Origin of the sequence: Microbulbifer yueqingensis (assembly GCF_900100355.1) — a bacterium.
Classification (GTDB): Bacteria; Pseudomonadota; Gammaproteobacteria; order Pseudomonadales; family Cellvibrionaceae; genus Microbulbifer; species Microbulbifer yueqingensis.
In genome coordinates, this window is sequence record NZ_FNFH01000007.1 from 16,275 (window position 1) to 42,925 (window position 26,651).

Here is a 26,651-nt window from a genome sequence, read left to right on the forward strand (position 1 = left end):
GTGGAAAATACGTTAGTGGTAATGTGCGCCGGCGCCGGATCCAAGCGGAGTTGCGGAAATCGTGTCAGCAAGGCGTCCAGGGAAGTACGGAGGCGCTGCGCCAGCCGGCGCTACGGGGAAAGAACGGAGAATAGAAAGGACGGAGAGGGGAAAGCCGGGAGCCGATAGCCGCCGCGGTACCGCGGCGGCCGGGGATCAGTCAGCGGCCTCGTCTGAGAGTACCTCGCCGGTATTCGGGTCCACCTCCAGCTCGCGTTTCTCGCCGGTCTTGTAGGCCTCGATCTCCCAGTGCTCGTCTACCAGTGTCGCCTCTATGATGGGCTGGTAACCCTGCTGCTCCAGTTTGGTGAGCAGCATGGAGAGTGCCATGGCGCCGGGAGGCGGCTTGTGCTCGTCCGCCAGCGCGGCCGGTGCGGCAAGGACCGCAAGCAGGCTGGCCATCAGCAGGTTTCTGGTGGGGTACATGGATTCCTCCTGCGCGGGTGGCCACCGGGGGCCGCAGGCGGCGCCCGGTGGAGGTTGCTGTACAGGATGCCCCCGCGAACCGGGCGCTTCCCGAATCGGGTTAATCGGGCATTTGATCGGGCCCTTAATCGGGCATAGTGTCGAAACGTTTCTCCATCATGCTGCACCATTCCTCGCTGCCGCCGTCGGGGCCGTGGGCGCCGTCGCCACCGGTCGCCTTGTCCATGGCCACAAACCACTCGTCACTGCCCGGCTCGGGAATGCCATCGGGATACGCTTCATTGAGCTGGTCGCGCTTGCCGGGCATGGCGAGGACTTTCTCGTGCAGCCACACGAACCACTGCTCGGAGCAGGTTTCCACCTCGGAGGTGTCGCCCATCTCGGGTGGACCCTCGGTGTCGCCCATGGGGGTGGGCTCGCCATAGAGTTCCTTCTCCGCCGAGATGTCATCCCCGCTCATCGTGGTGGATCCTTCGTCCCCTTCGCCGGTCTCCCCTTCCTGTGGCGTGGTGCCAATGTCCTCAGTGCTCTGCGCGGGCGTCTCGCGCTCGAGGTCGAGCGTCTCGCGCCTGTCCTCGTCGTCGCCGCAGCCGGCAAATGCCAGGGGCAGGACGAACGCCAGAAGCGGAAGATAACGGTTCATGTTGTCTCCTGGTGCTTTTACCGATTTCCCCAAGAATAGGATGATTTCTGCGACTTTGCCGAAAAACTGTTCTATGTATATCCGCCGCGGCAGGCAGCAGTTGACTTTGTCCGGGGGAGAAATGAGAATCCTTCTCAAATTAAGAATTTGTAACCGAATAGGGAAACTCGATGTTTACACGATTTTTCTGCCGCGTTTCCGCCGCTGCGCTGGCACTGGGTGTGGCTGCGGGCAGTGTTGCTGCCGAGCAGGTCAATATTTACTCCTATCGACAGCCGTTCCTGATCGAACCGGTACTGGACAAGTTCACCGAGGAGACCGGTATCGAGACCCGCGTGGTGTACGCCAGCAAGGGCCTGAATGAGCGGCTGCAGCGCGAGGGCCGCAACAGTCCCGCCGACCTGGTGCTGACTTCCAACACCAGTAACCTGATGGAGCTGGTCGACAAGGGCCTGACCCAGCCGGTCGACTCCGCGGTACTGGAGGAAAATATCCCGGCGCAGTTCCGCGATCCCGAGGGACACTGGTTCGGGCTGACCACGCGGGCGCGCCTGATTTATGCCTCCAGGGAACGGGTTGAGCCCGGCGAGATCACCTCCTACGAGGAACTCGCAGACCCGAAATGGAAGGGGCGCATCTGTACCCGCAGCGGCAAGCACCCGTACAGCCTGTCCCTGATCGCATCGATGATCGCCCACCACGGCGAGGAAAAGACCAAAGAGTGGCTGGAAGGGGTCAAGGCCAACCTGGCCCGCAAGCCGCAGGGCAATGACCGGGCCCAGGTGAAGGCGATCAGTGAGGGGGTATGCGACCTGTCGCTCGGCAACAGCTACTACTTTGGCAAGATGATCACCAACACCGAGCAGCCGGAGCAGGTGGACTGGGCCAAGTCGGTCAACCTGGTCTTCCCGAACCAGGACGGGCGCGGTACACACATGTTCATCTCTGGCGCGGCCCTGGCCAAGCACGCCCCCAATCGCGAGAATGCGGTCAGGCTGCTGGAATTCCTCTCGGGCGAGCAGGCGCAGTACCTCTATGCCGAGAAGAACTTCGAGTTCCCGGTGCGCCCCGGTACCGCGCGCTCGGACCTGATCGAGGAGTATATGGGTGAATTCAAGGAGGATGACCTCAGTCTCACGGAAATTGCCGCCCATGTGCCGGCGGCCTCGCGACTGGTGGATGAGGTCGGCTTCGACTTCTGACGGGCATAGCGGGCAGTTTTATTGATCAGAGGAGCGCGGTCCCGGCGGACCGCGCTTTTTGCATAAGGTGAGCATGAAGGGAAATTTCTCCACCGCGGGTGCGACCGGCTCCGGGCGGCTGTGGCTGGTACTGGTGTCTGCTGTCGCACTGCTGGTAGCACTGCCGGTGCTGGCGATCTTCTGGCTGGCGTTGTTCCCCGAGGAAAATATCTGGCCGCACCTGCTCGATACGGTGCTGTTCCACTATGTCTCGGAAACCCTGGTGCTCGCTGCCGGGGTGAGCCTGCTGACTTTGCTGGGGGGCGTGGCTGCGGCCTGGCTGGTGACCATGTGCCGTTTTCCCGGCCGGGCTTTCTTCGAATGGGCCCTGTTACTGCCTTTCGCCGTTCCGGCCTACGTGATCGCGTACGTGTATACCGACCTGCTGGAATACGCCGGGCCGCTGCAGGGCGCCCTGCGTGACTGGTTCGGCTGGCAGACCGCCCGGGATTACTGGTTCCCGGAAATACGCAGCATGGGCGGCGCCATCGCCATGCTGTCACTGGTGCTGTATCCCTACGTCTACATGCTGGCGCGGGCGGCGTTCCTGGAGCAGTGCGGCAGTATCCGTGCGGCCAGCCGCGCACTGGGCTGCTCGCCCTGGCAGAGCTTCCTGCGCGTGTCCCTGCCGATGGCCCGGCCGGCGATTGCCGTGGGGCTGTCACTGGTGTTGATGGAAACACTGAACGATTTCGGTACGGTGGATTTCTTTGCCGTGCGCACACTCAGTGTGGGCATCTACGACACCTGGCTGAGCCGTGGCAACCTGGGCGGGGCAGCCCAGATCGCCTGCAGCACTCTGGTGTTCGTGGTGCTGCTGATCTCCCTCGAGCGCCTGGGCCGCGCGCGGCAGCGCCACTTCGTCCAGTCCCCTGCAGCCGACCGCGATGCCTACTCCCTGTACGGCACGCGGGCCTGGCTGGCGCACGGTTTCTGCGCACTACTGCTGGTGGGCGGTTTCGGTGTGCCGCTGCTGGTACTGGGGGGCTATGCCGCGAGCAATTTCTCCAGCTACTGGACCGAGGATTTTATCGGCATTGCCCGCAACAGCTTTTTCCTCTCGGCCGGTGCGGCCTTTGCAACCGCGCTGCTGGGGCTGGTGCTGGCTTACGGCAAGCGATTGTTCCCCTCGCGTGCGGTCAGGGCGATGGTGGGATTCGCACGGCTGGGCTACGCCATGCCGGGGGCGGTGATGGCGATTGGGGTGCTGATTCCCCTGGGCGCTTTCGACAACGCGCTGGACGCCTTTATGCGCAGCCAGTTCGGCATCTCCACCGGCCTGGTCCTGAGCGGCACCGTGTTTGCGATACTGTTCGCCTACACCGCACGCTTCCTGGCCGTATCTGCCGGGGCCACCGAGACGAGTCTCGACAAGGTCACCCCGTCGATGGACCGCGCCGCGCACGCGCTGGGCCGCAACAGCTGGCAGACCCTGTGGAGTGTCCACCTGCCGCTGGTGCGGGCGGGATTGCTGAGCGGTGCGCTGGTGGTGTTCGTGGACTGCATGAAGGAGCTGCCGGCGACCCTGCTGCTGCGCCCGTTCGGCTTCGAGACCCTGGCTACCTACGTGTACCAGTTTGCCTCCGACGAGATGCTGGAGCGCTCGGCGCTGGGGGCGCTGATGATTGTGCTGGTGGGGCTGTTGCCGGTGATCCTGCTCAGTCGCTCGCTGGGGCGCGCACGGCGCGAAGGTGCCCGGAGCACGATCCTGCAGGAGACCGAGGCGCCGGCGCTCTGACCAGGCGCCACGTCAGTATGCGTCGGGGGTGAACACCAGTGGCCGCTCCATGCGCAGGAAAATATCCTGGCCCGGGGCGACATTGACCTGGGGATCCAGACTGGCCTCGATGGTGCGCCCACCGGGCAGCCGGAAGCGGTAGAGGGCGTCGTCGCCGAGAAAATGCTTCTCCAGCACCTGTACCGCCACCGAGCGGTGGTGCTCGCCGGTCACCAGGTCAGCGCTGCGCACGAAAATATCCACCCGGGCACCGGCCGGGCGCGCTGTATCCTCGATCTCCACCTGGCCCAGCTCGGTATCCACCAGGCCCGGCTGGATGACCTTCCCCCGCAGGAGGTTGCCATCGCTGACGATACGCGCCACCCCGGTGGTGGCGGGCGCGCCGTAAACCATTTCCGGGGTGTCCCACTGCCGCAGGCGCCCATCGGTGATGACGCCAATCAGGTCGCCGGCGATAAACGCCTCATTGCGGTCGTGGGTCACAATCAGGGCGGAGGTTCCGGTTTCGCGCAGTATGTGTCGTACCTCGCCGGCGAGCCGGCGACGCAGTTCGGTGTCCAGGTTGGAAAAAGGCTCATCCATCAGCAGCAGGCGCGGTTTTGGGGCCAGGGACCTGGCCAGGGCCACGCGCTGCTGCTGGCCGCCGGATAGCTGGTGAGGATAGTGATCGCCATAGTCGCGCAGCCCTACCAGGTCCAGCATTTCGCCGATGCGCGCCCGGCGCTCGTCGCGGGCGAGGCCTCGCAGGCCAAAGGCCAGGTTCTGGGCCACCGAGAGGTGCGGAAACAGCGCGTAGTCCTGGAACACGACCCCGATCTGGCGCTTTTCCGGTGCCAGTGCCGAGCCCGTGTCCGCAATTACCTTGCCACCCAGGGAAATACTGCCGCGGTATATTGGCTGGAAGCCGGCGATCGCATGCAGCAGGGTGGTCTTGCCGCAGCCGCTGGCACCCAGCAGGCAGCCGATCTCGCCCTCCTGCAGGTCCAGTGACACCGATTCCAGGACTACGCGATCGCCGTAGCGGCATTCCAGCTCAGAGATTTGCAATAACGGCTGCACACTGCTTATTCCAAAAAAATTCATTTAACCGGGGGGAGGTGGCCCGCTCCTGTTGTAGCGGAGCGGTTCAGGCCGGCCCGCCGAGGACTTCCACCATCGCCGATGTCAGCTGCCCGAGTTCATCGGGGCTGATGATATAGGGCGGCATGGCATAGACCAGCCGCCCGAAGGGCCGCAGCCACACACCGCGCGCGATCAGTTCCTCCTGAACCCGTTTCATGTCCACCGGCTGCTTCATCTCCACGACACCGATGGCCCCGAGGCAGCGCACATCCGCCACGGCTTCCCTGTCGGCCAGCGGCGCCAGCTCTTCACGCAACTGCCGCTCGATCCCGTCGACCCGCTCCTTCCAGGGACCCGAGAGCAGCAGGTCGATGCTGGCATTGGAGACGGCGCAGGCCAGCGGGTTGCCCATGAAAGTGGGACCGTGCATGAATACCCCGGCCTCGCCCCGGCAGATGCCATCGGCCACCCGATCGGTGCAGAGGGTGGCTGCCAGGGTCATGGTGCCCCCCGTCAGGGCCTTGCCGAGGGTGAGAATGTCGGGGCTGATGCCGGCGTGCTCGCAGGCAAAGAGTTTGCCGCTGCGCCCGAAGCCGGTTGCGATTTCGTCGGCGATCAGCAGCAGGTCGTACTCGTCACAGAGATCACGGACCCGCTGCAGGTACTCCGGGGAGTAAAAGCGCATGCCGCCGGCGCCCTGGACGATCGGCTCGAGGATTACCGCGGCCAGCTGATGGTGGTTTTCCTCCACGAGCCGACGCATCCCGGCGATATCTTCCTCCGCACAGGCCTGGTCGAATTTCGCCTGCGGGGCCGGGGCAAACAGGTGCGGGGTCAGGTGGCTGGCAAACAGGTGGTGCATACCCGTGACCGGGTCGCAGGTGGCCATGGCCCCGAAAGTATCGCCATGGTAGCCGTTGCGCAGCGCCAGCAGCCGGGTCTTGTCGCCCTTGCCCTGCGACTGCCAGAACTGCAAGGCCATTTTGATCGCGACTTCCACTGACACCGATCCCGAGTCGGCGAGGAATACCCGCTGCAACGGCCCCGGGGTGATCTCGACCAGCCTACGGCCCAGCTCGATGGCGGGCTCGTGGGTGAGGCCGCCGAACATCACGTGGGACATTTTCTCCATCTGCTCGCGGGCGGCGCGGTTCAGCTCGGGCACGTTGTAGCCGTGCAGGGCGCACCACCAGGACGACATGCCGTCGATCAGCCCGCGGCCATCCTCAAGGTAAAAACGCACCCCCTCGGCGCGCTCGACCGGGTATACCGGCGGCGGGTCTATCAGGGAGGAATAGGGGTGCCAGATATGTTCGCGGTCGAAATCCAGGTCCATAAATCGGTCTTTTGCCCGCCGAGGCGGGCGTTGGTTTATTCTTCCGTAGGAGCGGCCGCTGGCCACGATCCCCCGTGCCGGAAAGCATATGGTCGCGGCCAGCGGCCGCTCCTACCGGCGATACGATTCTATCAGGCCAGTTCCCGCAGCACCTTAAGCGGCGGCTGACTGACCGAGCTGCGGCAGGCCAGGGTACCGGCCACGCCCACCAGCAGTGCCCCGGCCAGCGGGCCGAGCAGCCACAGGAGGGGATGCATGGTGAAGGGCAGCTCGAACACCCGGGTGGCCAGGACCGCGAGTGTAGCCTCGGCGCCGATGGCAGCGAGCAGTCCCGCGGCTATGCCCAGCAGGCCAAACTCGATCACCAGGCTCTGCAGCAGCAGCGTGCGGCGGCCGCCAAGTGTGCGGATAATTGCCGCTTCCTGCAAACGCTCGGTAATGCTTGCGCGCACGCCCGAGATAAGCACCAGTACCCCGGCCACCAGCATCAGGGCCATCACTGACTCGATCGCCAGCGACACCTGGTCGATGGTCTCGCGGATGCGCTGGATGATCTTGTCCAGCTCGATCACGCTGACGCTGGGGAACTCCCGCACCAGGTCGTTGACCAGCAACTTGCGCTCCGGCGGCAGGTAGAAGCTGGTGATATAGGTAGCCGGGAAGTCGTCCAGGGTGCCGGGTGCGAACAGCATATAGAAATTCGGCCGCATGCTGTTCCAGTCCAGCGAGCGCAGGCTGGCGATGTGCGTCTCGACCTCCAGCCCGCCGATGGAAAAGCGCAGTCGGTCCCCCAGCGCCAGGCCCAGGCGCGCTGCCAGCTCGACTTCCACGGATACGCCCTCGTCAGCCTCATCCCACCACTTACCGGCGAGGATACGGTTATCCGGCGCCAGGTTTTCGGTCCAGCTGAGGTTGAGCTCGCGCCGCAGCGCTCCGGCCTGCTCCTTGCGCTCCTTCGCCGGCACCCCGTTGATGGCCACCAGCCGGCCGCGCACCATGGGGTACAGCTCGGTTGCCTGGACTCCGTTCTCATCCAGCAGGGACTGCAGTCCCTGCACGTCGTGGGGCGCGATATTGATCAGGAAGTGGTTGGGCGCGTTTTCCGGAAGTTGCATGCGCCACTCGTCGATCAATGTAGTACGAGCGAACACCAGGGACAGCATCGCCAGTAATCCGGTGCCGAAAGCTGCGATCAGCAGGGTGTTGAAGGCCGCCCGGCGCTGCAGGCTGCCGAGCGCGATGCGCCAGGGACCGCCGAGGGAGGCCAGCCGGCCGCGCACCAGCAGCAGGTTCACCAGTGCGCTGCCGCCCACCAGCAGGGCCATGCCGGCGAAGAGCGCCAGGGTAATGGGCAGGCTGCCTGACAGCCACCAGATCAGCAGCAGCATGCTGGTGGGGCCCAGTACCAGTCCCAGCCACTCACGGCGGTCGGGATTGCTCCAGTCGCGACGCAGGGTCTGCATGGGATCGGTGCGGGCCAGGCGGAACAGCGGGGGCAGGGCAAAGCCGAAGGCGCAGGCGAAGCCGGTGGCCAGGCCCACCAGCAGCGGGCTCCAGCCGCTGGGCGGCGGGTCCACGGGGAAGAAGTCCGCCATCAGGGTCACCGCCTGGGCCTGGACCAGGCTGCCGATCAGCAGCCCCGCCGCCGTGGCGCAAAACGCCAGCGCCACCAGCTGGCCGATATAGATCTGCAGTACCTTGGCGCGTCCGGCCCCGAGGCTCTTCATCACGGCGACATAGGCGGTGTGGCGCAGGCTGTAACGGCGTGACGCCAGGCCCACCGCCACGCTGGCCAGCAGCACGGCCAGGCTGCCCGCCAGGAACAGGAAGCTCTCGGCGCGATCCAGCGCCGAGGCCACCCGCGGCTGGCCTTCGCGCAGGTCGATCACCCTCTGGTGCTCGGTCAGGCGGGGCTCCAGCCAGTCGAAATAGCGCGCGAGCGCCACGTCGTCACCGGCGAACAGGTAGCGGTAGCGCACCCGGCTGCCGGGCTGGATGATATTGGTGGCCGGCAGGTCCGCGACATTCATGAGCACCCGCGCGCCCATGGCGAACAGGTTGTCGCTGCGATCCGGCTCGTGATCCAGCAGCCCGCTCACGGTGAGCGCCGCTTCGCCAATCTGCAGTGAATCCCCGATATCCAGGTTCAGCAGGGGCAGCAGTCGCGGCTCCAGCCATACCTCGCGGGCCGGCGGGCCCTGGCGCACGACGGTGCGGCTGGCGTCGGGGGCGGGCCGCATCTCCAGGTGCCCCACCAGCGGGTAGCCGGGGCTGACCGCCTTGACCGCCGCGAACTGGAACTGGTCGCCGGCCGACAGCATGGAGGCGAAGGAGACCGTCTCCGCCTGTTGCAGGCCCCGGGCACGGGCCTCCTCCAGCCAGCCCTTATCCACCGGCTTGCTGCTGCGCACCACCCGCTCGGCGGCGAGGAAGCTCTGCGACTGGATATGCATGGCCCGGGTCAGGCGGTCGCTGAAATGGGCAATGGCGGTCACGCATGCCACTGCCAGCACCAGCGCGGTGGCGATCAGGGCCAGCTCGCCGCCACGCCAGTCGCGGCCGAGCAGCTTCAGCGGCAGCATGGGTGTTGTGGCGGCCATCAGGCGGATACCTCCGACAGGTTGCCGCCGTCCCGGGACAGCAGGTCGGCTGTCTCGATCTCGCCGGCGGCCAGGCGCAGGTGGGAGTGGCAGCGTTCGGCCAGGCGCTGCTCGTGGGTTACCAGCACCAGGGTGGTGCCGGACTCGGCGTTGAGCTGGAACATCAGGTCGATGATCCTTTCGCCGTTGCCGGCGTCGAGGCTACCCGTGGGCTCGTCGGCGAAGAGGATGCCGTCATTGCCCGAGGCCCCGCCGGCGATACTGCAGTAGGCGCGCGCTATGGCCACCCGCTGTTGCTCGCCGCCGGACAGCTGGCGCGGGTAATGGCCCAGCCGGTGTTCCAGCCCCACGCGGGCGAGGAATTCGGCCGCGCGGCCCGCGGCATTGCGCTCTCCACGCAGTTCGCTGGGCAGCATCACATTTTCCTGGGCGGTGAGGCCCGGCAGCAGCTGGAAGGTCTGGAATACGAAGCCCACGCAGCGGGCCCGCACCGCGGCCCGCTGTTCCTCGTCCATCGCGGTAATTTCGTCGCCAGCGAGCCAGATCCGGCCCTCGGAGGGTTTGTCCAGACCCGCCAGCAGCCCCAGCAGGGTGGACTTGCCGGAGCCCGAGGCGCCGGTGATGGCGAGACTTTCCCCGCGGGCCAATTGCAGCGAAATATTATTTAATAGGGTAAGGGTGCCCTCGCTGGTGGGGACACGGTGGTAGAGGTTTTCAGCCCTGAGAATGGCGGACATTGCGATTCCTTAACCTTGCCTGATTATTGACCTTGCGTAGCGCTGTGCGCTCGAGACATGACCTGTACGTATACGGCCAAAGCAGTGGAGAGTATGACATGACGACAAATTTTTTCCGGCAGCGGCTGTGGCAATTCGGCGCGTGCCTGCTGCTTCTGGTCCCGTTGGGCCAGCTGGAGGCGCATGCCGGGGACAAGCTGCTGGTGCTCGGTGACAGTATCAGCGCTGCCTACGGGATGGACGAGTCACGGGGCTGGGTCCAGTTGCTGCGCGAGCGGCTGGAGGAGCACGGCAGGGAAGTGGATGTGATCAATGCCAGCGTCAGCGGGGAGACCAGCGCGGGTGGACTGGCGCGTCTGCCGCGGCTGCTCGAGGAACACCGGCCCGACTGGCTGATCGTGGAATTAGGCGGCAATGACGGACTGCGCGGCTACCCGCCGCCGGCCCTGCAGAAAAACCTGCAGCGAATGGTGCAGCTGGCCCGGGAGGAGGGCGCCGGCGTGCTGCTGCTGGGGATGCGCATGCCGCCCAACTACGGCGCCGCCTATACGGATGCCTTTGCCGCAGTGTACCCCCGGGTGGCGCGGGCGGAACAGGTGCCGCTGGTGCCCTTTTTCCTTGAGCCGGTGGCGCTGCAGGAGGACGGGATGCAGACCGACGGCATCCACCCGAGTGCTGCCGCGCAGCCGGCGCTGCTGGACCATGTCTGGCCCTGCGTGCGGTTGCTGATCGAGGATGAGACCGACGGGTCAGAGAAACTGTGCAAGCCCTGAGTGAAATGCGTACAATCGCGCCCTGATTCGGGTCCCCGGGGCCCGCTCCCCCGGGAGCACAGAGCGTGAACGAATCCCGGTGCCACGGCACCGCAGCTGTTACCGAGTACCACCATGTCCGAACTGGAAAACCGTCGCGAGCGACTGGAATTCAACAAACTGCAGAAGCGCCTGCGCCGCAACGTGGGCCGCGCCATCGCCGATTTCAATATGATCGAGGAAGGCGACAAGATCATGGTGTGCCTGTCGGGCGGCAAGGATTCCTATGCCATGCTGGACATCCTGCTCAACCTGCAGAAGACCGCGCCAGTGAGTTTCGAGCTGGTGGCGGTGAATATGGACCAGAAGCAGCCCGGCTTTCCGGAGCATATCCTGCCGGAGTACCTGCAATCCCTCGGCGTGCCGCACCACATCGTCGAGAAGGACACCTACTCGGTGGTCAAGGAAGTGGTCCCCGAGGGCAAGACCACCTGTGGCCTCTGCTCACGCCTGCGTCGCGGCACCCTCTACGGCTTCGCCGAGGAGATCGGGGCGACCAAGGTGGCGCTGGGCCACCACAAGGACGATATCGTCGAGACCCTTTTCCTGAACATGTTCTACGGCGGCCGGCTGAAGGCCATGCCGCCCAAGCTGCGCGCGGATGATGGGCGCAATATCGTTATCCGCCCGCTGGCCTACTGCCGCGAGGAGGACATCGAGAGGTTCGCCGAACACAAGCAATTCCCGATCATTCCCTGCAACCTGTGCGGCAGCCAGGAGAACCTGCAGCGCCAGGCAATCAAGCAGATGCTGAGGGAATGGGACCGGAAATTCCCGGGGCGGACCGAGAATATCTTTGCCGCGCTGACCCGCGTGTCGCCGTCGCAGCTGGCGGATACGGAACTCTACGATTTCACCAGCCTGGAACTGGATCGATCCGGTCCGGCCGCTAGCGAACCGTCTGGGCGCTCAATCGAGCGACAGGTGAATTCGTGGCTGCCCGGCGAGTGGGAGCCCGACGGGGAACAGCAGCCGCCGCAGTATATTGATGCCCTGAATCTGTAATCTCGTCCTTTACCATGCGGTTGTAACTGCGCACGAAGTCACGCGCGCGAGCCACGGGGCCGTGGTGGAAGTGGCGGTGCCAGATCCTGGCCATCGCCCGTATATTGCCTTCCTCGATCCGCTCGATCCCGGCGGCGCGATAGATCAGCCAGGCGATGGCAGTGGCGTAGCGCAGGTTGGTGGTAAGTTCGCTGTGGGGATGCTCGAGGAAGTCCCGCTGGCTGGCCAGGCCGCGCACCTTGGAAGCCAGGGCGGGGTGGTCGATCAGGTAGCGATCCCAGATTTCCCGGTGGGTGTGCGGCAATATCTGGTAGAGCCCCAGTCCATGGCGCCGGCCGAGTTTCAGGTGAAAACCGAGCTGGGATTCCTGGGCGGCGGTGCCGAGGAGCAGGTCTTCCATCCCGGCAGACCAGGCCCGCAGGTGTTTGAGTGTGGGACGAATGACCAGAAGTCTCAATTCGTCCAGACAAATGCCCATAGTGTTGTCAGGTTTTTCCGTGTCTACCCCAATGTTTAGTTTGCGGTTTGAGTTGCCGCCAGCTAATCGGTAGATTTGCGCGCAATAAACACAAAAACATAGCCGCAGGGTGTGCCCTGGCCTTTTCCGGCGCAATCCCTGGTATTCACGGGGCGTTGCGGCGGTCACCCGGTCCCCACGGCAGCCCCGACTCAAGGAATCCAGTATGTCTGCAGAATGGCTCGTCTCGCTCACTTTCATCGCCTACCTTGGGCTGATCCTGGCGATCGGCGTCTACGCTTACCTACGCACCCGTGACGCCAGTGATTACTTTCTCGGCGGTCGTTCCCTGCCGCCGGCCGTGGCGGCCCTCAGTGCCGGTGCCTCTGACATGAGCGGCTGGCTGCTGCTGGGCCTGCCGGGTGCGGCGTACGTCAGCGGCCTGTCTTCCGGGTGGATTGCCATCGGTCTTTTCTCCGGCATCGTGCTGAGCTGGACCACCATGGCCCGGCGGCTGCGGGTTTACACCTACGAGCTGGACGACGCCCTGACCGTGCCCGCCTACCTGCACCGGCGCTTCAACCTGGCACATCCCTACCTGCGCACGGTCTGCGCGTTTTTCATCCTGCTGTTTTTCCTCTTCTACGTGGCATCGGGCCTGATCGCCGGCGGCAAGCTGTTCGAGACGGTGTTCGGCTGGGACTATCAATGGGCAGTGCTGATCGGCGCGGCGGCGGTGATTTCGTACACCCTGTTTGGCGGTTTCCTGGCAGTTTCCTGGACCGACGTGTTCCAGGGGCTGCTGATGAGCCTGGCACTGGTGGTGGTGCCCGTGGTGGTGATCATGGACGAGGGCGGCCTGGCGGCCAGCTGGGGGCAATTACAGGAAAAAGTGCCGGAGCTGATGCACTGGATGCAGGACAGTACCGGCCAGGCCCTGGGCATTGCCGCGATCCTGAGTTCGCTGGCGTGGGGGCTCGGCTATTTCGGCCAGCCCCACATCGTGGCGCGCTTCATGGCGGTACGGGCGCCCGGCGACGTGCCGGTGGCCGCTTCGGTGGCCGCCATCTGGTCGCTGTTCGGTTTCCTGGGGGCCATGTCGGTGGGGCTGTTCGGCCACCTGGAACTTGCGCAGACCCTGCCGGACGGCGAGCGGGTGTTCATGGCCCTGGTGGAGTCCCTGTTCCACCCGCTGGTGGCGGGCGTGCTGTTGGCGGCCATCCTGTCTGCAATCATGAGCACCGCCGATTCCCAGCTGCTGGTCAGTTCGGCGGCGCTGGCGGAGGATATCTACCACGTGTGGTTCGGCCGCAAGACCAGCCCCGAGGCGATGGTGAAGGTCGGCCGCTGGGCAGTGGTGGCGCTCTCCCTGATCGCTGTGGCCGTGGCCCTGGAGCCGGACTCCAAGGTGCTCGACGTGGTGGCCTACGCCTGGGCTGGCCTGGGGGCCGCGTTTGGCCCGGTCACGCTGATCAGCCTGTTCTGGGCCCGCATGACGGGCGCCGGCGCGATCGCCGGCGTGGTCGTCGGCGGTCTCACCGTGGTGGTCTGGCGCCAGCTGTCCGGGGGCATCTTCGAGCTTTATGAGTTGTTACCCGGTTTCATCCTCTCCTCAGCTGCTATCGTGATAGTTAGTGCGGTGACGGAATGTCCCGCCGCAGTGGCATCGCGCCACCGGCAGTTGATGCGCTCCTGAGGAGCTCCAGCGCGCCGGCCGGCGCCGCCCTGGCTGCCGGCCCGGTGCGGGAAACACCGCAGCCGGCAGTGTTCTCAGTGACCGTCGCCCGCCGCACCGCGGCGTAGCGACAGCTGTAGAGCGAAAAGGATGTCCACCCGCAGCGATTCGTTTAATAAGCGGTTGGAGATACTGAGTGATCGAAGTCCACGTCGGTGATATCACTCGATTGCAGGTCGATGTAATCGTGAATGCCGCCAACCGGCGGCTTGCCGGGGGCGGAGGCGTCGACGGCGCCATCCACCGGGCCGCAGGCCCGGCCCTGGCCGAGGCCTGCCGCGAGATCGGCGGCTGTCCCGTTGGCGACATCCGTCCCACGCCCGCCTTCCAGATTCCCGTAAAACGCATCTACCACACCGTTGGCCCGGTCTGGCGCGGCGGCGCCCTGGGCGAGCCGGAGCTGCTGGCGAGCTGCTACCGGCAGTGCCTGGCATTGGCCAGGCGGGAGCACATGCGCTCGATCGCCTTTCCGGCGATCAGTTGCGGGGTCTACGATTACCCTGCCGAGCAGGCGGTGGAAATCGCGGTTGAGGAAGTGCAGAGCCACCTGGAACGGGACTGCGAGCCCGGCCACATTGTATTCTGCTGCTTCGACGAGGCCATGGCGGAACTCTATCGCCTGCAGCTGGACGCGGTGGTGCGGCGCTGAAAAAAGCCGGCGCGCTCCCGGGGCATTGATTCCTGCCCGCGGCTGCCGGATGATTGGGGCAGCCGCACCATAACAACCAGAACGATAACAACGAGAGGGCGAGACCTATGCGCACTGCACAGGAGTGGTTTTCCGAATACGGCGAGAGCCACCAGAACCCGGTCAACAAGGCGATTCACTGGCTGGCCGTACCAACCATCTATGCCACGGTGGTGGGACTGCTGTGGGAGATCCCGCAGCCGGCATTCATGGCGGCGCTGCCGTGGCTGAACTGGGCAGTGGTGGCGCTGGTGCCCGCGCTGCTGTTCTACCTGGTGATGTCTTTCCCCCTGGCACTGGGTATGGCCGCGATGAGCGCAGTGTGCTTCTGGGGCTGGGCGATTGCCGACCGCATCGGTATTCCCGTCTGGCAGACGGCACTGGGCATCTTTATCACCATGTGGGTGCTGCAGTTTGTCGGCCATCATATCGAGGGCAAGAAACCCTCCTTTTTCAAGGACCTGCAGTTCCTGCTGATCGGCCCGGCCTGGGTTATCGGTTTTGTCTACCGCGCCCTGGGGATCCGTTACTGACGCCACCCGGCTACTTTCGGCCTTTCGGGCGGGTGCCGCCGCGGTCCCGCCCCACAGCCTAGCGGTTGTAGTGAACCGGTACTTCCAGCGTTTCCTTCACCTGTTCCATCACCACGTAGCTGGTACATTCCTGCACTTCCGGCAAAGTCAGCAGCGTCTCGCCGTAGAATTTCCGGTAGGCGCTCATGTCCGCCACCCGCGCCTTGATCAGGTAGTCGAAGTTGCCCGATACCAGGTAGCACTCCTGGACTTCAGGCAGCTCCGCCACCGCATTGCGGAATTCCTCGAAGGCGTCCTGGGCCGAGCGGTTCAGGCGTATCTGCACGAATACCACCAGGGCGGCATCCAGGAACTCCGGGTTGATCAGGGTGGTGTACCCCTGGATCACCCCGTCGCTTTCCAGGCGCTTGACCCGCTCGACGCAGGGGGTCGCGGTCAGGCCCACCTGGCGCGCCAGCTCGGCGTAGCTGGTGCGGCCATTCTTTTGCAGGACCCGCAGGATATTGCGGTCGATGGTGCTCAGTTCACTGGCGCGTTTGCGCATGGGTGGCTCCGGATTAGTGGGTTCGCGTAAAAAACGGCCATCCTGGTGTCATAACCAGTGGATTCCACTAGTTAAGCAGAAAATCTTGCGTAAATACACTCTCAATATCTCCTTATACTGGTGAAATCACAGAAACACGGGCGTATGCCCGACACCTGATTTGCCGGCGCATGCGCCAGAGACTTGGGAGAAATAAAAATGTTGATCGGCGTACCAAAAGAAATTAAGAACCACGAGTACCGCATTGGCCTGACGCCGGCGAGTGTTCGTGAGCTCATCAGCCACGGTCACGAGGTGATCGTGCAGAAAGATGGCGGTGCTGCCATCGGCTTCACCGATGAGATGTATGAGCAGGCGGGTGCCCGGATCATCGATACGCCGGAAGAGATCTTCGCCAGCGCCGACATGATCGTCAAGGTCAAGGAGCCGCAGCCGCACGAGTGCGAGATGCTGCGCCCCGGCCAGCTGCTCTACACCTACCTGCACCTGGCCCCGGATCCCAAGCAGACCGAGCTGCTGGTGAAGTCCGGCGCCACCTGCATTGCCTACGAGACAGTGACCGACCGCTTCGGCGGCCTGCCGCTGCTGGCTCCCATGTCCGAGGTGGCCGGCCGCATGTCAGTACAGTGTGGCGCGCACCACCTGGAGAAGGCCCAGGGCGGCCTGGGCGTATTGCTCGGTGGGGTGCCCGGCGTGGCCCCGGCCAAGGTCCTGATCATCGGTGGTGGCGTCGTGGGCACCAACGCGGCCAAGATGGCGCTGGGCATGGGTGCCGACGTCACCATCCTGGATCGCTCCCTGCCGCGCCTGCGCCAGCTGGACGATATCTTCGGCGGCGCCGTGCGCACCGAGTACTCTACCAATGACGCTATCGAGACCCATGCCCTGGAAGCCGACCTGGTGATCGGTGCGGTGCTGATTCCCGGCGCGGCGGCGCCGAAACTGCTGACCCGCGACATGATCAGCCGCATGAAGAAGGGCGCGGTGGTCGTGGACGTTGCCATCGACCAGGGCGGCTGCTTCGAGACCTCCAAGGCGACCACCCACCAGGAGCCGACTTACGTGGTAGACGGTGTGGTTCACTACTGTGTGGCCAACATGCCGGGCGGTGTTGCCCGTACTTCCACCATGGCCCTGAACAACGCCACCCTGCCTTACGCTGTGGCCCTGGCCAACAAGGGCGCCAAGCAGGCCCTGCTGGACGATGCCAACCTGCTGGAAGGCCTGAATGTCCACGCGGGCATGGTGACCTACGAGGCGGTGGCTGACGTGCTGGGTTACGAATTCGTCGACCCGAAACTGGCGCTGCAGAAAGAGGCGGCGAAAGAGGGCGCGGCGGCCTGAGCGCCGCACTACCCGGATTAATGCGATCTGACGTTGCTTGTGATACGGCCGGGGACTTCCCTGCCGCTTAAGGGAGTTTCTCCCCGGGGGTTATGCTGCCCCCCTCTCTGTGAGACCCGGTGGCGGGAGCCACCAATTGAGTGCCGCGTTCTACGCGGCTTTTTTGTGCCTGCTGTTTACGTGGGTAGAGAATTGGTGCCTCGCCGGGGAGCCGAATTCAGCTGGCTGGAAACAGCCGCGAGAGCAGGACCGGCAGGGCGGTCTCCACGCGCAGGATCCGCGGGCCCAGGTGGACAGCGCTGAAGCCGTGTTCCTGTAGTCTCTCCACCTCGTAGGGAATAAAGCCGCCCTCGGGGCCGACCGCCAGGGTCACGGGGCGGCCGATATCCACCGGGCAGGGCGCGGCACCGACCGGATGCGCCACCAGGGCTTCGGTGCCGGCACTGATGGCCGGCAACTCATCCTCAACGAAGGGTTTGAAGCGTTTGTGCAGTTCGATGCGGGGCATTACCGTGTCCACCGACTGTTCCAGGCCCAGCAGGCACTGCTCGCGAAGCCTGTCTGCCGCCAGCCAGGGGGTCTGCCAGTAGGATTTCTCCACCCGGTAGGCGTTTACCAGGTGGATCTCCTTCACGCCCATGGCGGTAGCGTGCTGGATTGTGCGCTTCAACATCTTGGGGCGCGGCAGGGCCAGCACCAGCTTTACCGGTATCGGGGGTGGGGGCGGGGCAGAAGCGTCGAGGGAAACCTCCAGCTCTGCCTTATCTTCATCCAGGCCCAATAGCCGCGCGGTACCAATACCCTCATCCAGCAGGCCCACCCGCAGGGTGTCGCCGGCGACGGCGCGATGCACTGTGCGGATATGCTCCAGCCTGCGTCCGCCGACCCGGGCGCGGGACGGCGCAACGAAATCTTCAGGGAAGAGGATAATCAGGTTCACTGCGGGTTCTCCCGGGCCGGTGGCGATGCCGGTATTCGTGGAAGCGGCGGGCGTCAGCGGCGGGCACTTGCCACTGCGCCCTTGCCCAGCCCTTCGAAGGCGCGCACCTGCACCTCGTGGCCGGGTTCCTCGGTGGCAATGGTGGTGGCGATGTGGGTTGCCAGCTGTTCAACGGTGGTGTCGCAATCCAGCAACTCACAGCGCGTGGCAGGAATTTCCAGGCCGAACTCGCCCTGCCGGGCCTGGTACGCAAAACGCAGCTGCGCTTCGTCGCCACCGGACTGCAGGTCTTCCCTGGTGCCCAGGTAGATATCGCGCCAGCGCTCCGCCCAGCGTTCCTCCCAGAGCGCGCTGCGTTCGCCGTTGATGCTGACCTGGATGCGGGAACGGTGGCCGTGGGCGATGCGCTGGCAGTTGCCGTCGTGCTTCTTGAGCCCGTGGCTGTAGTGGTAGAAGGCGTCAGTGATTTCCTCGCAGCTGAAGGAAAGCTGCAGTTTCTCTACCCGGGTAGGAAAGGCGCTGGCCAGTTGGGCAACGCTCCACGCCGCCACGCTCTCCATCTCGATAGTCTCGGTATCCACCAGCGCGAATGCCTGGCGGGGGCCGCTTACAGAGATACGCCCGCCATCTGCCAGGTGCCATTTGAGAGAGACGGAGCCATTTTCCTCCTTCAGCTCCAGGTGCGGGGAGTGCCGTGGCACCAGCAGGCGGTGGTCCAGCTCCTCGTCGAGCCAGTGGCGCAGGGTCTTCTTGACTACGCCGAAATCACACACCATGCCCTGCTCATCGAGTGCCCCGTCGAGGGCTGCGTTGGCCAGCCAGGTCTCCCCCACCAGGCCGCGCCGGTGATCGAGGAAGCTGAAATCGATATTGATCAGGTTGTCGACAAAGAGGTGCATGAGGATCCTTTATGGGTAAAACTTCCGGGTCTTTGCGCCGCACAGTATAACCTCATTACAGGGGTGGAACTCGCGCCTGTGAATCTCTATAATCGCGCCCTCTCCGGCACAGTTCATAAAGCCGGAGCATGCAGTGGCGGCCCTTCCGGTCCCCTCGCAATGAACAGCTGTGAACCCCGCCAGGCCCGGAAGGGAGCAACGGTAGCAGTGACGTCATGTGCCGAGGGTGTTGCTGGTTGGGCTGCCTCCATTTCCCTTCCCCTCCACCCATACATCGATCCGAATTCCTGCCCGCGCAGCCATACCCCACGCCAATGCCCCGAAACGGCGGGATTTTCATTCGCCAAACCCGACCTTGGGGAAATTTCATGCCATTGTGCGCATGCCATCTGGTCTGCAGCGCGCTTCGCCGCATGCTTATGGTATAAAACGTCGTCAAATATAACCGACAAGCAGAGAGGGAGCCGATGAAGAAGATTGCCCTGGCCGTCGCCGTAGCAGCTGCGCTGGCTGGCTGTGACAACCGGCAGGCGGAAGACGAATCCGCCGTGAACACGAGTGCCGAAACGAGCACCGCGCAGGCGGGTAAAGCCTCCGGCACTGCCGCAGAGAACGGCGCGGTCACCGCAGAGGATGCCACGGTCTTCCTGGAAGAGGCGCAGCAGCGCCTGGCCAAAATGGCTGAGGAAGCCGCCCACGCAGCCTGGCTCGCAGCCACCTATATCAATGTGGACTCACAGTTTACCGAAGCTCTGGCCTCGGAGCGCTACACGGCACTGGCCGTGGAGCTGGCCAATGAAGCGGCCCGTTTCGACGACCTGGAACTGGATGCGGAAACCCGGCGCCAGCTGACCATGCTCAAGCAGGGCCTGGTGCTTCCCGCCCCGCAGGATCCCGAGCTGACCGCCGAACTGGCCCAGATCGGTTCCAAGCTGCAGGGAATGTACGGCGCCGGCCAGTACTGCAGCGGCGAGGGTGACACTGAAAAGTGTTACAGCCTGACCGAGATGGGGCGCATCATGGCGGAGAGCCGCGACCCGGAGAAGCTGAAGGAGCTGTGGGTCGGCTGGCGCGAGGTTTCCCCGCCCATGAAGCCGCTGTACGAGCGCCAGGTGGAAATCGCCAATGCCGGTGCGCAGGAGCTGGGTTACGACAACCTGAGCACCATGTGGCGCTCCAAGTACGACATGGGTCCGGATGCCTTTGCGCAGGACATGGATGCGCAGTGGAATAAGGTCAAGCCGCTGTATGAGGCGCTGCACTGCCATGTGCGGGCCAAGCTCAACGAGCGCTACGGTGACGACGTGGTGCCGCCGAACGGCAAGATTCCCGCTCACCTGCTCGGCAACATGTGGGCGCAGGAGTGGGGCAATATCTATGACGTGGTCAAGGACCAGGACATGGAGGCCCCCTACGACCTGACCAAGCTGGTGGTCGAGTCCGGCATGGATGAAAAGGAAATGGTCAAGGTGGGCGAGAAGTTCTTCACCTCGCTGGGCTTTGAACCGCTACCCGAGACCTTCTGGGAGCGCTCCCAGTTTACCAAGCCGCGTGACCGCGACGTGGTGTGTCACGCGAGCGCCTGGAACGTCGATAACAAGGATGACCTGCGCATCAAGATGTGTATCCAGAAGACGGCGGATGATTTCATCACCATCCACCATGAGCTGGGGCACAACTTTTACCAGCGCATCTACAACGACCAGCCGTTCCTGTACCAGGAGGGCGCCAACGATGGCTTCCACGAGGCTGTGGGCGATGCCATCGCGCTTTCCATTACGCCGAAATACCTCAAGCAGATCGGCCTGATGGACGAGGTGCCGGACGAGAGCAAGGACCTGGGCTTCCTGATGCGCCAGGCACTGGACAAGATCGCCTTCCTGCCGTTCGGCCTGCTGGTTGACAAGTGGCGCTGGCAGGTATTCAACGGTGAGGTGAAGCCGGCGGACTACAACAAGGCCTGGTGGCAGTTGCGCGAGGATTACCAGGGTATCCAGGCCCCGGTTGCGCGCAGCGAGGAAAACTTCGATCCGGGTGCGAAATACCACATCCCCGGAAATACTCCCTACGCGCGGTATTTCCTTGCCCGGATCCAGCAGTTCCAGTTCCACCGCGCCCTGTGTGATGCTGCCGGCTTCGAAGGGCCGCTGCACCGCTGCTCCATCTACAACAATGCGGAGGCCGGTGAGAAGCTGCGCAACATGCTGGCCATGGGCGCCAGTAAGCCGTGGCCGGATGCCATGGAAGCCCTGACCGGCCAGCGCGAGCTGGATGCCGCGGCGATCATCGATTACTTCAAGCCGCTGATGGCCTACCTGGAAGAGCAGAACCAGGGCCGCCAGTGCGGCTGGGAATAATCAAGCGCATAGCGAGCACTGCTCGCTGCTTGATTATTCGACCGGCCACGGACGGCCGGGCCGGGGCTTGATCAAACGCTCAGTGGTAGCGCCAGGGATGGCGAGGAAAGAACTGATATCGGCATTGTCGCGAGCACTGCTCGCTGTCCGAAACGAAAAAGCCCGGCATTGCCGGGCTTTTTTATTGGCAGGGGCGGCCGCGGTGAGGCGGCGCCTGTCGGTGCGTCAGAATTCCGCCTGTGCCGTAAGCCAGAGCTTGTCAGTATCCACACTGAACTCGTCGGCGACGTACTGGCTGTACTTCAGGCTCAGGCCGACTGGCCCCAGCTTGCCCGCTACCAGGAAGCCGTACTCGTTACCGAGCTGGTCCATGCCGGAAGCCCGGGCGTCGTCAGAATTCAGCTGGTGGTAGTTCAGCGCCACCTTGACGCCGGCCAGTGAAGTGCCGGCGGAAACGTAGATATCCTCGATTCCACCGGCGATATTGCCGGTACCGCCGCCAAGGAATTTGTCGTTCCACCCCTGGAACTTGTGCAGGGTCGCCAGCGGGGTAATGAACTGCCCCGCAATACCGTCAGCACCCAGCAGTTCGTAGCCTGCCGACAGGCTGACCGGGCCAAGTTTGTAGCCGCCGTCCACCAGCATGTAATCCGCCTCATAGTCGGCCGGGTTATCTGCGGCCGCTTCCTGGATTGCATACTCCAGCTGGTAACTGAGGCTTCCTGTACTGCCGGCAAATCGCAGGCCATAGGTATCCGTGGAGAAGACCGGCGCGGTTTTATTGTCGATCAGGTAGGCGTAGCCGGTCAGGGTACCCGCGCTGAGGCCACCGTAACCACCGTTCAGCAGGTAAGTGTCGCTATCGTGGTCACCGAGCGGACTATTCTCGCCAAAGATACGGTTGACGTTATTGATATGGGCAAGGAAGAGGGTGGTGTCAGGGAGGCTGGTATTGCTGATGGTGAAACCATCATAGGTCTGCTCGTTCTGGCGAAAACCCACACCGCCGACAAAGCGCTGGTTGTCCAGGAGTATGCGCTGGCGGCCATACTTGAGGGTGGTGGCACCTGCCTGATAGGAAAGCAGGTACTGGTTCACTTCGGTTCCCTCCGGGTCGGCGACGCCCCCCTCGAAGTCGGACAGGTGCGTGACATCGTCCATCTCCACCAGGGCAGAGAAACCGTGGTAACTGCCTGACGTCACGGTCAGGCGAGTGCGAAGGCTCGCCAGGTCGACTGCATCGGCGCCGTCGACATCCACCGTTTCATTGCGTGCGCGGAAACCGAGCGTAGCCGCGCCCTGGCTCAGGGAATCGGCAAAGCCCAGTGATTCCTCAGTGCTTGCCGGCGAGGCAGTGCTTTCCACGGAGAGGTTATCCTGCGCAGCCGATGGTGTTGCGGCCGGTGTATCGGCGGCCAGGGCGAGAGTGCTGGCGGCACTGAGGCCGGTAAAGGTTGCGGCGATCAGGGTCGCCCTGGGGCCTGGTGTGTGTCCGTTCATGGTTGTCTCCGGTTTTTATTTACTGGTCTTTTCCCGGGCTGAGACCGGGCTGCCGTCACTCGACTTCAGCGACTGGATCGCTTTCGAACTCTTGCTGGGGCGCGGAGCGGCCCAGTCCACCGGCGTAGAGACAGGGGCTCACGCCGCGCTTTCAACACCTTCAGCCTCGTGGACGGCAGGTTCGTCAGCCGCCGCTCTGGTGGTGCTGGTCTTGGAAGTGGAATCGTTACGCGGTGAACCTCCGTGTCGCTCGTGCAGGAACTTCAGCACCCTGGCCCTGAGCCGGTTGTAGCGCGGGTCCCCGGCCAGCTCGAGGCGATGACGCGGGCGTTCCAGGTCGACCTCGAGCACCTCGCCGATCGTGGCCGCCGGGCCGTTGGTCATCATGACAATCCGGTCCGACAGCAGTACCGCCTCGTCGACGTCGTGGGTAATCATGATCACGGTGTTATTGAGTTCTGCCTGGATTTCCATCAGCGAGTCCTGCATGTGCGCACGTGTCAGCGCATCAAGGGCACCGAAGGGTTCATCCATCAGTAGTACCTTGGGCTGCATTGCCAGTGCCCGCGCGATACCTACCCGCTGTTTCATGCCCCCGGAAATTTCCCCCGGCCGTTTCTGCATCGCATGCTCCATATGCACCAGCTTCAGGTTATGCTCGATCCATTCCCGTTGCTCGGCTTTACCGCGGGTCTTGCCGAAAACCTGCCTGACTGCCAGCTCGACATTTTCGTAGGCGGTCAGCCACGGCAGCAGTGAGTGGTTCTGGAATACCACCGCCCGCTCCGGCCCGGGATCTGTCACCTCCCGGCCATCCAGAATGACGCCGCCGCTGGTTGCCCGGTGCAATCCGGCCACGATATTGAGGACGGTGGACTTGCCACAGCCGGAATGGCCGATCAGTGATACAAACTCACCCTTCCGGATCTTCAGGTTGACGTCGCGCAACGCCGTAAAGGGACCGTCGTTGGTGGGAAACTCCATGCCTACCTGGCTGATATCGAGAAGCACGCTCATAATGAACCTTGGTCTGTATTTTTACTAATGACGTTTTAGAAATTGTTAACTGTGTCAGTGGGTTGCTGTGCCCTTGTCCCAGGAGAAGAAACGTTGCAGCTGCAGCATCGAGCGATCCAGCAGGAAGCCGATAAACCCGATCACGATGACCGCAGCCATGATCCTTGCCAGTGAATCAGAGCTGCCGTTCTGGAATTCATCCCAGACGAACTTTCCCAGGCCGGGGTTCTGCGCCAGCATTTCTGCGGCAATCAATACCATCCACGCCACGCCCAGTGACAGGCGCATGCCGGTGAAAATCATTGGTACTGAGGCCGGCAGCACTATGCGGCGTACGTGCTGTAACGGGGGCAGGCGAAGTACCCGGCTGACGTTGACCAGGTCCCGGTCAATCGATGCCACGCCCACAGCGGTATTGATTACCATCGGCCAGAGACAGCACAGTGTCACTGTGATCATGGAGTTGATGAACGACTTGGCGATGACCGGATCGGGGGTGGCATACAGCGCACTCACGACCATGGTGACCAGCGGCAACCACGCCAGGGGAGAGACCGGCTTGAACACCTGGATGATTGGGTTGCAGGCGGCATTGAGACCCGGGCTCAGGCCAATGGCGATGCCGAGGGGAATGGCGATCATGGCGGCGAGCAGGAAGCCACTCATTACCGTCACCAGGCTGGTGCCGATCTGGTCGATGAATGTCTCCTTGCCGGTGTAGTCGCGGATTTTCGGCTCATAGCCCGGATCCTCGGCAACGCGCCTGGCATTGCGTTCCCGCTGTCGCTCATAGAAGGCGACTTCTTTTTCCCGCGAGCGCTGGTGCTCGGTGTAAAGGGCCCCGAATTGTTCCCCCACCGCAAGCGGCCCGGGAAACTGTCCCAGGGACGTATCGATATTGCGGGCGCCGGCGGACCACAACAGCAGGAATACGAGAATGCCTGCCGCAGGCAGGGCCACTAGCTTTACTGTGGTGGTCAGTAAACCCCTGCCGTCGACCTGCGGCTTCCAGCGCAACAGCCTGCCCGGGGTCATGGTAATCGTGCTCATAAATCCTTACCTCGATTCCGTGTTTGCCCCTGGCCGGGGCTTGCAAGTTTTGCCCGGCGGGAAACCGGATCAGAGTTTCTCGCCGCTTTTCAGACCGATGGGGAACTTGTCGATGTACGCGTTTGGTTGGTGGCCGTTGTACACAATCCCGTCGATAAAGTGGGTCTGCGGATCCCGGAAACCGTCCTCGGTTGCGAAGTCCGGGAACTGGTCGGCGGATGCGAGTCCCTCCTCGATCAGCGATCGGGCCGCGGCCTCGTAGATGTCCGGGCGGTATACCTTCGCGGCGAGCTCCTTGTACCAATCGTCACTCCGGTCCTCCGGTATCTGCCCCCACCGGCGCATCTGTGTCATGTACCAGATGGCATCCGAGTAGTAGGGGTAGGTGGCGTTGTAGCGAAAGAACACATTGAAGTCCGGGACAGCACGCTTGTCGCCTTTCTCGTACTCGAAAGTGCCGGTCATGCTGTTGGCGATTACATCGTAGTCGGCGCCCACGTAATGGGACTGGGACAGTATTTTCACTGCTTCGGGGCGGTTCGCATTATTGTTGTCGTCCAGCCACATGGCCGCGCGAATGAGCGCGCGCGTGATACGGACTGTAGTGTTGGGGTATTTTTCGGCGAACCCCTTAGTAATCCCGAAGACTTTTTCCGGGTTGTTTTTCCAGATTTCATAATCGGTCACTACCGGCACGCCGATGTCCTTGAACACGGCCTGCTGGTTCCAGGGTTCACCCACGCAGTAGCCGTAAATTGTCCCCGCTTCCAGGGTGGCGGGCATCTGTGGTGGGGGTGTGACCGAGAGCAGGGCCTCCGCGTCGATCTGGCCGGAGATATCACCCTTGTGCGGGGCGTAATAGCCCGGGTGGATCCCCCCGGCGGCCAGCCAGTAGCGCAGTTCATAGTTATGCGTCGAGACCGGGAACACCATGCCCATATTGAAGGGTTTGCCCGCTGCCCTGTATTTCTCCACTACCGGTTTCAGTGCGTCCGCCTTGATCGGGTGCTCCGGCAGGCCGTCCTCGCGCCGGGCGATATTGGGTTTCATCTGGCTCCAGATCTCGTTGGAGACTGTGATGCCATTACCATTCAGGTCCATGGAGAAGGGCGTAATGATGTCCGCCTGTGTGCCGAACCCCATGGTGGCCGCAATCGGTTGCCCGGCCAGCATATGGGCCCCGTCCAGGCGGCCGTCAATCACACCGTCGAGCAGGACTTTCCAGTTGGCCTGGGCCTCGATGGTGACGTAGAGCCCCTCATCCTCAAAAAAACCTTTCTCGTAGGCGATGGCAATCGGCGCCATATCGGTCAGTTTGATAAACCCGAAGGTCAGCTCTTCTTTTTCCGGGTAGCCCAGTTTGGCTGCCTGGGCTGTGGTCGCGCCCAGCCCGGTAGCAAAGGCGAGGGTGGCGACCGCGGCCCTGATGGTATTTGCCCATTTCATGTGCATTTCTCCTGTGCAGTGTTTCCGGTCCAGGTCGGGAGCAAAAAAAAAGGCGCTCATTGATCCGCGCCCGGGTTGGGTGGGTCAATGAGCGCCTCTGCTCACGGGAGCACCGCACTGGGCGATGCCTGGTCTTACTCAAAGCTGGTAATGGCCCCGGCCTCTGGATGGAAGAGCTGCTCTCCACCGCGGATGCCATTTGCCAGGTATCTCTGCAGGGATCGTGCCAATCCGCCTTTTGGGGGCCATAGCACTGGTGCAGCCGGGCCAGGCCAGCGCCTGGCGGGCGGTGTACGTGATGAGTTTCCAGGGAAACTCGCTGTGGCAGCAAGGGCACGGCTCACAGCCGCGCGAGGCTGTCACAGCGAAAAGAGCCCCGGTTTAGTGCACCGGCCAGTCGAGAGCGCTGCCCAATGGGGCAGTGACAGGTGTTGACGGGTAAAGTGGGGAAGGAAATACAAAAAAGCCGGGCACCTGGTGCCCGGCCTTCGCTACTGTTTCC

23 protein-coding genes and 1 other RNA gene are annotated in these 26,651 nt (G+C 63.5%); 10 read left to right on the plus strand and 14 right to left on the minus strand.

Annotated features, from left to right (window positions below):
• Window positions 1-195: 195 nt before the first annotated feature.
• On the minus strand, window positions 196-465 hold the full coding sequence (locus BLT26_RS14370; RefSeq protein ID WP_091516015.1) for a PepSY domain-containing protein: 270 nt from the start codon (window positions 463-465) through the stop codon (window positions 196-198).
• Between the two features lie 124 nt (window positions 466-589).
• On the minus strand, window positions 590-1,108 hold the full coding sequence (locus BLT26_RS14375) for a hypothetical protein (protein WP_091516019.1): 519 nt from the start codon (window positions 1,106-1,108) through the stop codon (window positions 590-592).
• Window positions 1,109-1,278: 170 nt separating this feature from the next.
• On the opposite strand from BLT26_RS14375, the gene BLT26_RS14380 reads away from it, so the two are divergent.
• Window positions 1,279-2,310, plus strand: coding sequence for a Fe(3+) ABC transporter substrate-binding protein (locus BLT26_RS14380; protein WP_091516020.1), 1,032 nt, complete (start codon window positions 1,279-1,281; stop codon window positions 2,308-2,310).
• Window positions 2,311-2,383: 73 nt separating this feature from the next.
• Window positions 2,384-4,087 carry an ABC transporter permease gene (locus BLT26_RS14385; RefSeq protein ID WP_091516021.1) on the plus strand — a complete coding sequence of 568 codons (1,704 nt, stop codon included), beginning with the start codon at window positions 2,384-2,386 and terminating at the stop codon, window positions 4,085-4,087.
• Between the two features lie 12 nt (window positions 4,088-4,099).
• Here BLT26_RS14385 and BLT26_RS14390 read toward each other — a convergent pair whose 3' ends face one another.
• The 4 genes from BLT26_RS14390 to BLT26_RS14405 all read right to left on the minus strand — a co-directional run bounded on the left by BLT26_RS14390 (window position 4,100) and on the right by BLT26_RS14405 (window position 9,822).
• On the minus strand, window positions 4,100-5,134 hold the full coding sequence (locus tag BLT26_RS14390) for an ABC transporter ATP-binding protein (RefSeq protein ID WP_217631457.1): 1,035 nt from the start codon (window positions 5,132-5,134) through the stop codon (window positions 4,100-4,102).
• A gap of 79 nt (window positions 5,135-5,213) precedes the next feature.
• The gene (gene bioA / locus BLT26_RS14395) at window positions 5,214-6,485 is read right to left on the minus strand and encodes an adenosylmethionine--8-amino-7-oxononanoate transaminase (protein WP_091516026.1); all 1,272 of its coding nucleotides are present in this window, start codon (window positions 6,483-6,485) and stop codon (window positions 5,214-5,216) included.
• A gap of 131 nt (window positions 6,486-6,616) precedes the next feature.
• Window positions 6,617-9,085, minus strand: coding sequence for an ABC transporter permease (locus BLT26_RS14400; RefSeq protein ID WP_245720718.1), 2,469 nt, complete (start codon window positions 9,083-9,085; stop codon window positions 6,617-6,619).
• Window positions 9,085-9,822 carry an ABC transporter ATP-binding protein gene (locus BLT26_RS14405; RefSeq protein ID WP_091516030.1) on the minus strand — a complete coding sequence of 246 codons (738 nt, stop codon included), beginning with the start codon at window positions 9,820-9,822 and terminating at the stop codon, window positions 9,085-9,087. Before BLT26_RS14405 ends, BLT26_RS14400 begins: the two co-directional genes overlap by 1 nt.
• Window positions 9,823-9,920: 98 nt before the next feature.
• Between BLT26_RS14405 and BLT26_RS14410 the strand changes: the two genes are divergently transcribed.
• Both BLT26_RS14410 and ttcA read left to right on the plus strand, forming a co-directional pair.
• Window positions 9,921-10,595 (plus strand): arylesterase, encoded by a 675-nt coding sequence (locus BLT26_RS14410; RefSeq protein ID WP_091516034.1) that lies wholly within the window; start codon window positions 9,921-9,923, stop codon window positions 10,593-10,595.
• A gap of 114 nt (window positions 10,596-10,709) precedes the next feature.
• A complete protein-coding gene (ttcA, locus tag BLT26_RS14415) occupies window positions 10,710-11,639 on the plus strand; it encodes a tRNA 2-thiocytidine(32) synthetase TtcA (RefSeq protein WP_091516037.1) in 930 nt (309 codons plus the stop codon).
• Here ttcA and BLT26_RS14420 read toward each other — a convergent pair.
• Window positions 11,524-12,117: a hypothetical protein gene (locus BLT26_RS14420; RefSeq protein WP_217631458.1), complete on the minus strand. Its 594-nt coding sequence runs from the start codon at window positions 12,115-12,117 to the stop codon at window positions 11,524-11,526. The genes ttcA and BLT26_RS14420 overlap by 116 nt on opposite strands.
• Window positions 12,118-12,322: 205 nt before the next feature.
• On the opposite strand from BLT26_RS14420, the gene putP reads away from it, so the two are divergent.
• The 3 genes from putP to BLT26_RS14435 all read left to right on the plus strand — a co-directional run bounded on the left by putP (window position 12,323) and on the right by BLT26_RS14435 (window position 15,052).
• On the plus strand, window positions 12,323-13,792 hold the full coding sequence (putP, locus tag BLT26_RS14425; RefSeq protein WP_091516040.1) for a sodium/proline symporter PutP: 1,470 nt from the start codon (window positions 12,323-12,325) through the stop codon (window positions 13,790-13,792).
• A gap of 175 nt (window positions 13,793-13,967) precedes the next feature.
• Window positions 13,968-14,480: an O-acetyl-ADP-ribose deacetylase gene (locus BLT26_RS14430; protein ID WP_091516043.1), complete on the plus strand. Its 513-nt coding sequence runs from the start codon at window positions 13,968-13,970 to the stop codon at window positions 14,478-14,480.
• 107 nt (window positions 14,481-14,587) lie between these two features.
• Window positions 14,588-15,052, plus strand: a complete 465-nt coding sequence (locus BLT26_RS14435) for an Mpo1 family 2-hydroxy fatty acid dioxygenase (protein ID WP_091516047.1) — start codon at window positions 14,588-14,590, stop codon at window positions 15,050-15,052.
• A gap of 58 nt (window positions 15,053-15,110) precedes the next feature.
• On the opposite strand, the gene BLT26_RS14440 is transcribed toward BLT26_RS14435, so the two are convergent.
• A complete protein-coding gene (locus BLT26_RS14440; protein WP_091516051.1) occupies window positions 15,111-15,596 on the minus strand; it encodes an Lrp/AsnC ligand binding domain-containing protein in 486 nt (161 codons plus the stop codon).
• Window positions 15,597-15,794: 198 nt separating this feature from the next.
• Between BLT26_RS14440 and ald the strand changes: the two genes are divergently transcribed.
• Window positions 15,795-16,940, plus strand: coding sequence for an alanine dehydrogenase (gene ald / locus BLT26_RS14445; protein ID WP_091516055.1), 1,146 nt, complete (start codon window positions 15,795-15,797; stop codon window positions 16,938-16,940).
• A gap of 217 nt (window positions 16,941-17,157) precedes the next feature.
• On the opposite strand, the gene BLT26_RS14450 is transcribed toward ald, so the two are convergent.
• Both BLT26_RS14450 and BLT26_RS14455 read right to left on the minus strand, forming a co-directional pair.
• Complete coding sequence (locus tag BLT26_RS14450) at window positions 17,158-17,880, minus strand: 16S rRNA (uracil(1498)-N(3))-methyltransferase (protein ID WP_091516059.1); 723 nt, start codon at window positions 17,878-17,880, stop codon at window positions 17,158-17,160.
• Window positions 17,881-17,933: 53 nt separating this feature from the next.
• Window positions 17,934-18,779: a 6-carboxytetrahydropterin synthase gene (locus BLT26_RS14455; protein ID WP_091516063.1), complete on the minus strand. Its 846-nt coding sequence runs from the start codon at window positions 18,777-18,779 to the stop codon at window positions 17,934-17,936.
• Between the two features lie 143 nt (window positions 18,780-18,922).
• Between BLT26_RS14455 and ffs the strand changes: the two genes are divergently transcribed.
• Both ffs and BLT26_RS14465 read left to right on the plus strand, forming a co-directional pair.
• Window positions 18,923-19,020, plus strand: an RNA gene (gene ffs / locus BLT26_RS14460) — signal recognition particle sRNA small type.
• 226 nt (window positions 19,021-19,246) lie between these two features.
• Window positions 19,247-21,136 carry a M2 family metallopeptidase gene (locus tag BLT26_RS14465; protein WP_091516067.1) on the plus strand — a complete coding sequence of 630 codons (1,890 nt, stop codon included), beginning with the start codon at window positions 19,247-19,249 and terminating at the stop codon, window positions 21,134-21,136.
• Window positions 21,137-21,361: 225 nt separating this feature from the next.
• Here the strand turns inward: BLT26_RS14465 and BLT26_RS14470 are convergent, their stop codons facing one another.
• From BLT26_RS14470 to BLT26_RS14485, 4 genes are all read right to left on the minus strand, one after another.
• On the minus strand, window positions 21,362-22,636 hold the full coding sequence (locus BLT26_RS14470) for a hypothetical protein (RefSeq protein ID WP_091516069.1): 1,275 nt from the start codon (window positions 22,634-22,636) through the stop codon (window positions 21,362-21,364).
• A 138-nt stretch (window positions 22,637-22,774) separates the two neighbouring features.
• Window positions 22,775-23,653, minus strand: coding sequence for an ABC transporter ATP-binding protein (locus BLT26_RS14475; RefSeq protein WP_091516072.1), 879 nt, complete (start codon window positions 23,651-23,653; stop codon window positions 22,775-22,777).
• Between the two features lie 54 nt (window positions 23,654-23,707).
• On the minus strand, window positions 23,708-24,703 hold the full coding sequence (locus tag BLT26_RS14480; RefSeq protein WP_091516075.1) for an ABC transporter permease: 996 nt from the start codon (window positions 24,701-24,703) through the stop codon (window positions 23,708-23,710).
• Between the two features lie 69 nt (window positions 24,704-24,772).
• Window positions 24,773-26,149, minus strand: a complete 1,377-nt coding sequence (locus BLT26_RS14485; RefSeq protein ID WP_091516079.1) for a CmpA/NrtA family ABC transporter substrate-binding protein — start codon at window positions 26,147-26,149, stop codon at window positions 24,773-24,775.
• Window positions 26,150-26,651: the final 502 nt, after the last annotated feature.

What these genes read in the sequence shown, in the direction of transcription:
- BLT26_RS14380 (WP_091516020.1), top strand. Translation starts at nt 1,279, where the DNA reads ATGTTTACACGATTTTTCTGCCGCGTTTCCGCCGCTGCGCTGGCACTG.
- ttcA (WP_091516037.1), top strand. Translation starts at nt 10,710, where the DNA reads ATGTCCGAACTGGAAAACCGTCGCGAGCGACTGGAATTCAACAAACTG.
- BLT26_RS14455 (WP_091516063.1), bottom strand. Translation starts at nt 18,779, where the DNA reads ATGCACCTCTTTGTCGACAACCTGATCAATATCGATTTCAGCTTCCTC.
- BLT26_RS14440 (WP_091516051.1), bottom strand. Translation starts at nt 15,596, where the DNA reads ATGCGCAAACGCGCCAGTGAACTGAGCACCATCGACCGCAATATCCTG.
- BLT26_RS14400 (WP_245720718.1), bottom strand. Translation starts at nt 9,085, where the DNA reads ATGGCCGCCACAACACCCATGCTGCCGCTGAAGCTGCTCGGCCGCGAC.
- BLT26_RS14385 (WP_091516021.1), top strand. Translation starts at nt 2,384, where the DNA reads ATGAAGGGAAATTTCTCCACCGCGGGTGCGACCGGCTCCGGGCGGCTG.
- BLT26_RS14485 (WP_091516079.1), bottom strand. Translation starts at nt 26,149, where the DNA reads ATGAAATGGGCAAATACCATCAGGGCCGCGGTCGCCACCCTCGCCTTT.
- BLT26_RS14465 (WP_091516067.1), top strand. Translation starts at nt 19,247, where the DNA reads ATGAAGAAGATTGCCCTGGCCGTCGCCGTAGCAGCTGCGCTGGCTGGC.
- BLT26_RS14370 (WP_091516015.1), bottom strand. Translation starts at nt 465, where the DNA reads ATGTACCCCACCAGAAACCTGCTGATGGCCAGCCTGCTTGCGGTCCTT.
- BLT26_RS14475 (WP_091516072.1), bottom strand. Translation starts at nt 23,653, where the DNA reads ATGAGCGTGCTTCTCGATATCAGCCAGGTAGGCATGGAGTTTCCCACC.
- BLT26_RS14480 (WP_091516075.1), bottom strand. Translation starts at nt 24,703, where the DNA reads ATGAGCACGATTACCATGACCCCGGGCAGGCTGTTGCGCTGGAAGCCG.
- BLT26_RS14410 (WP_091516034.1), top strand. Translation starts at nt 9,921, where the DNA reads ATGACGACAAATTTTTTCCGGCAGCGGCTGTGGCAATTCGGCGCGTGC.
- BLT26_RS14435 (WP_091516047.1), top strand. Translation starts at nt 14,588, where the DNA reads ATGCGCACTGCACAGGAGTGGTTTTCCGAATACGGCGAGAGCCACCAG.
- BLT26_RS14470 (WP_091516069.1), bottom strand. Translation starts at nt 22,636, where the DNA reads ATGAACGGACACACACCAGGCCCCAGGGCGACCCTGATCGCCGCAACC.
- BLT26_RS14375 (WP_091516019.1), bottom strand. Translation starts at nt 1,108, where the DNA reads ATGAACCGTTATCTTCCGCTTCTGGCGTTCGTCCTGCCCCTGGCATTT.
- bioA (WP_091516026.1), bottom strand. Translation starts at nt 6,485, where the DNA reads ATGGACCTGGATTTCGACCGCGAACATATCTGGCACCCCTATTCCTCC.
- BLT26_RS14420 (WP_217631458.1), bottom strand. Translation starts at nt 12,117, where the DNA reads ATGGGCATTTGTCTGGACGAATTGAGACTTCTGGTCATTCGTCCCACA.
- putP (WP_091516040.1), top strand. Translation starts at nt 12,323, where the DNA reads ATGTCTGCAGAATGGCTCGTCTCGCTCACTTTCATCGCCTACCTTGGG.
- ald (WP_091516055.1), top strand. Translation starts at nt 15,795, where the DNA reads ATGTTGATCGGCGTACCAAAAGAAATTAAGAACCACGAGTACCGCATT.
- BLT26_RS14405 (WP_091516030.1), bottom strand. Translation starts at nt 9,822, where the DNA reads ATGTCCGCCATTCTCAGGGCTGAAAACCTCTACCACCGTGTCCCCACC.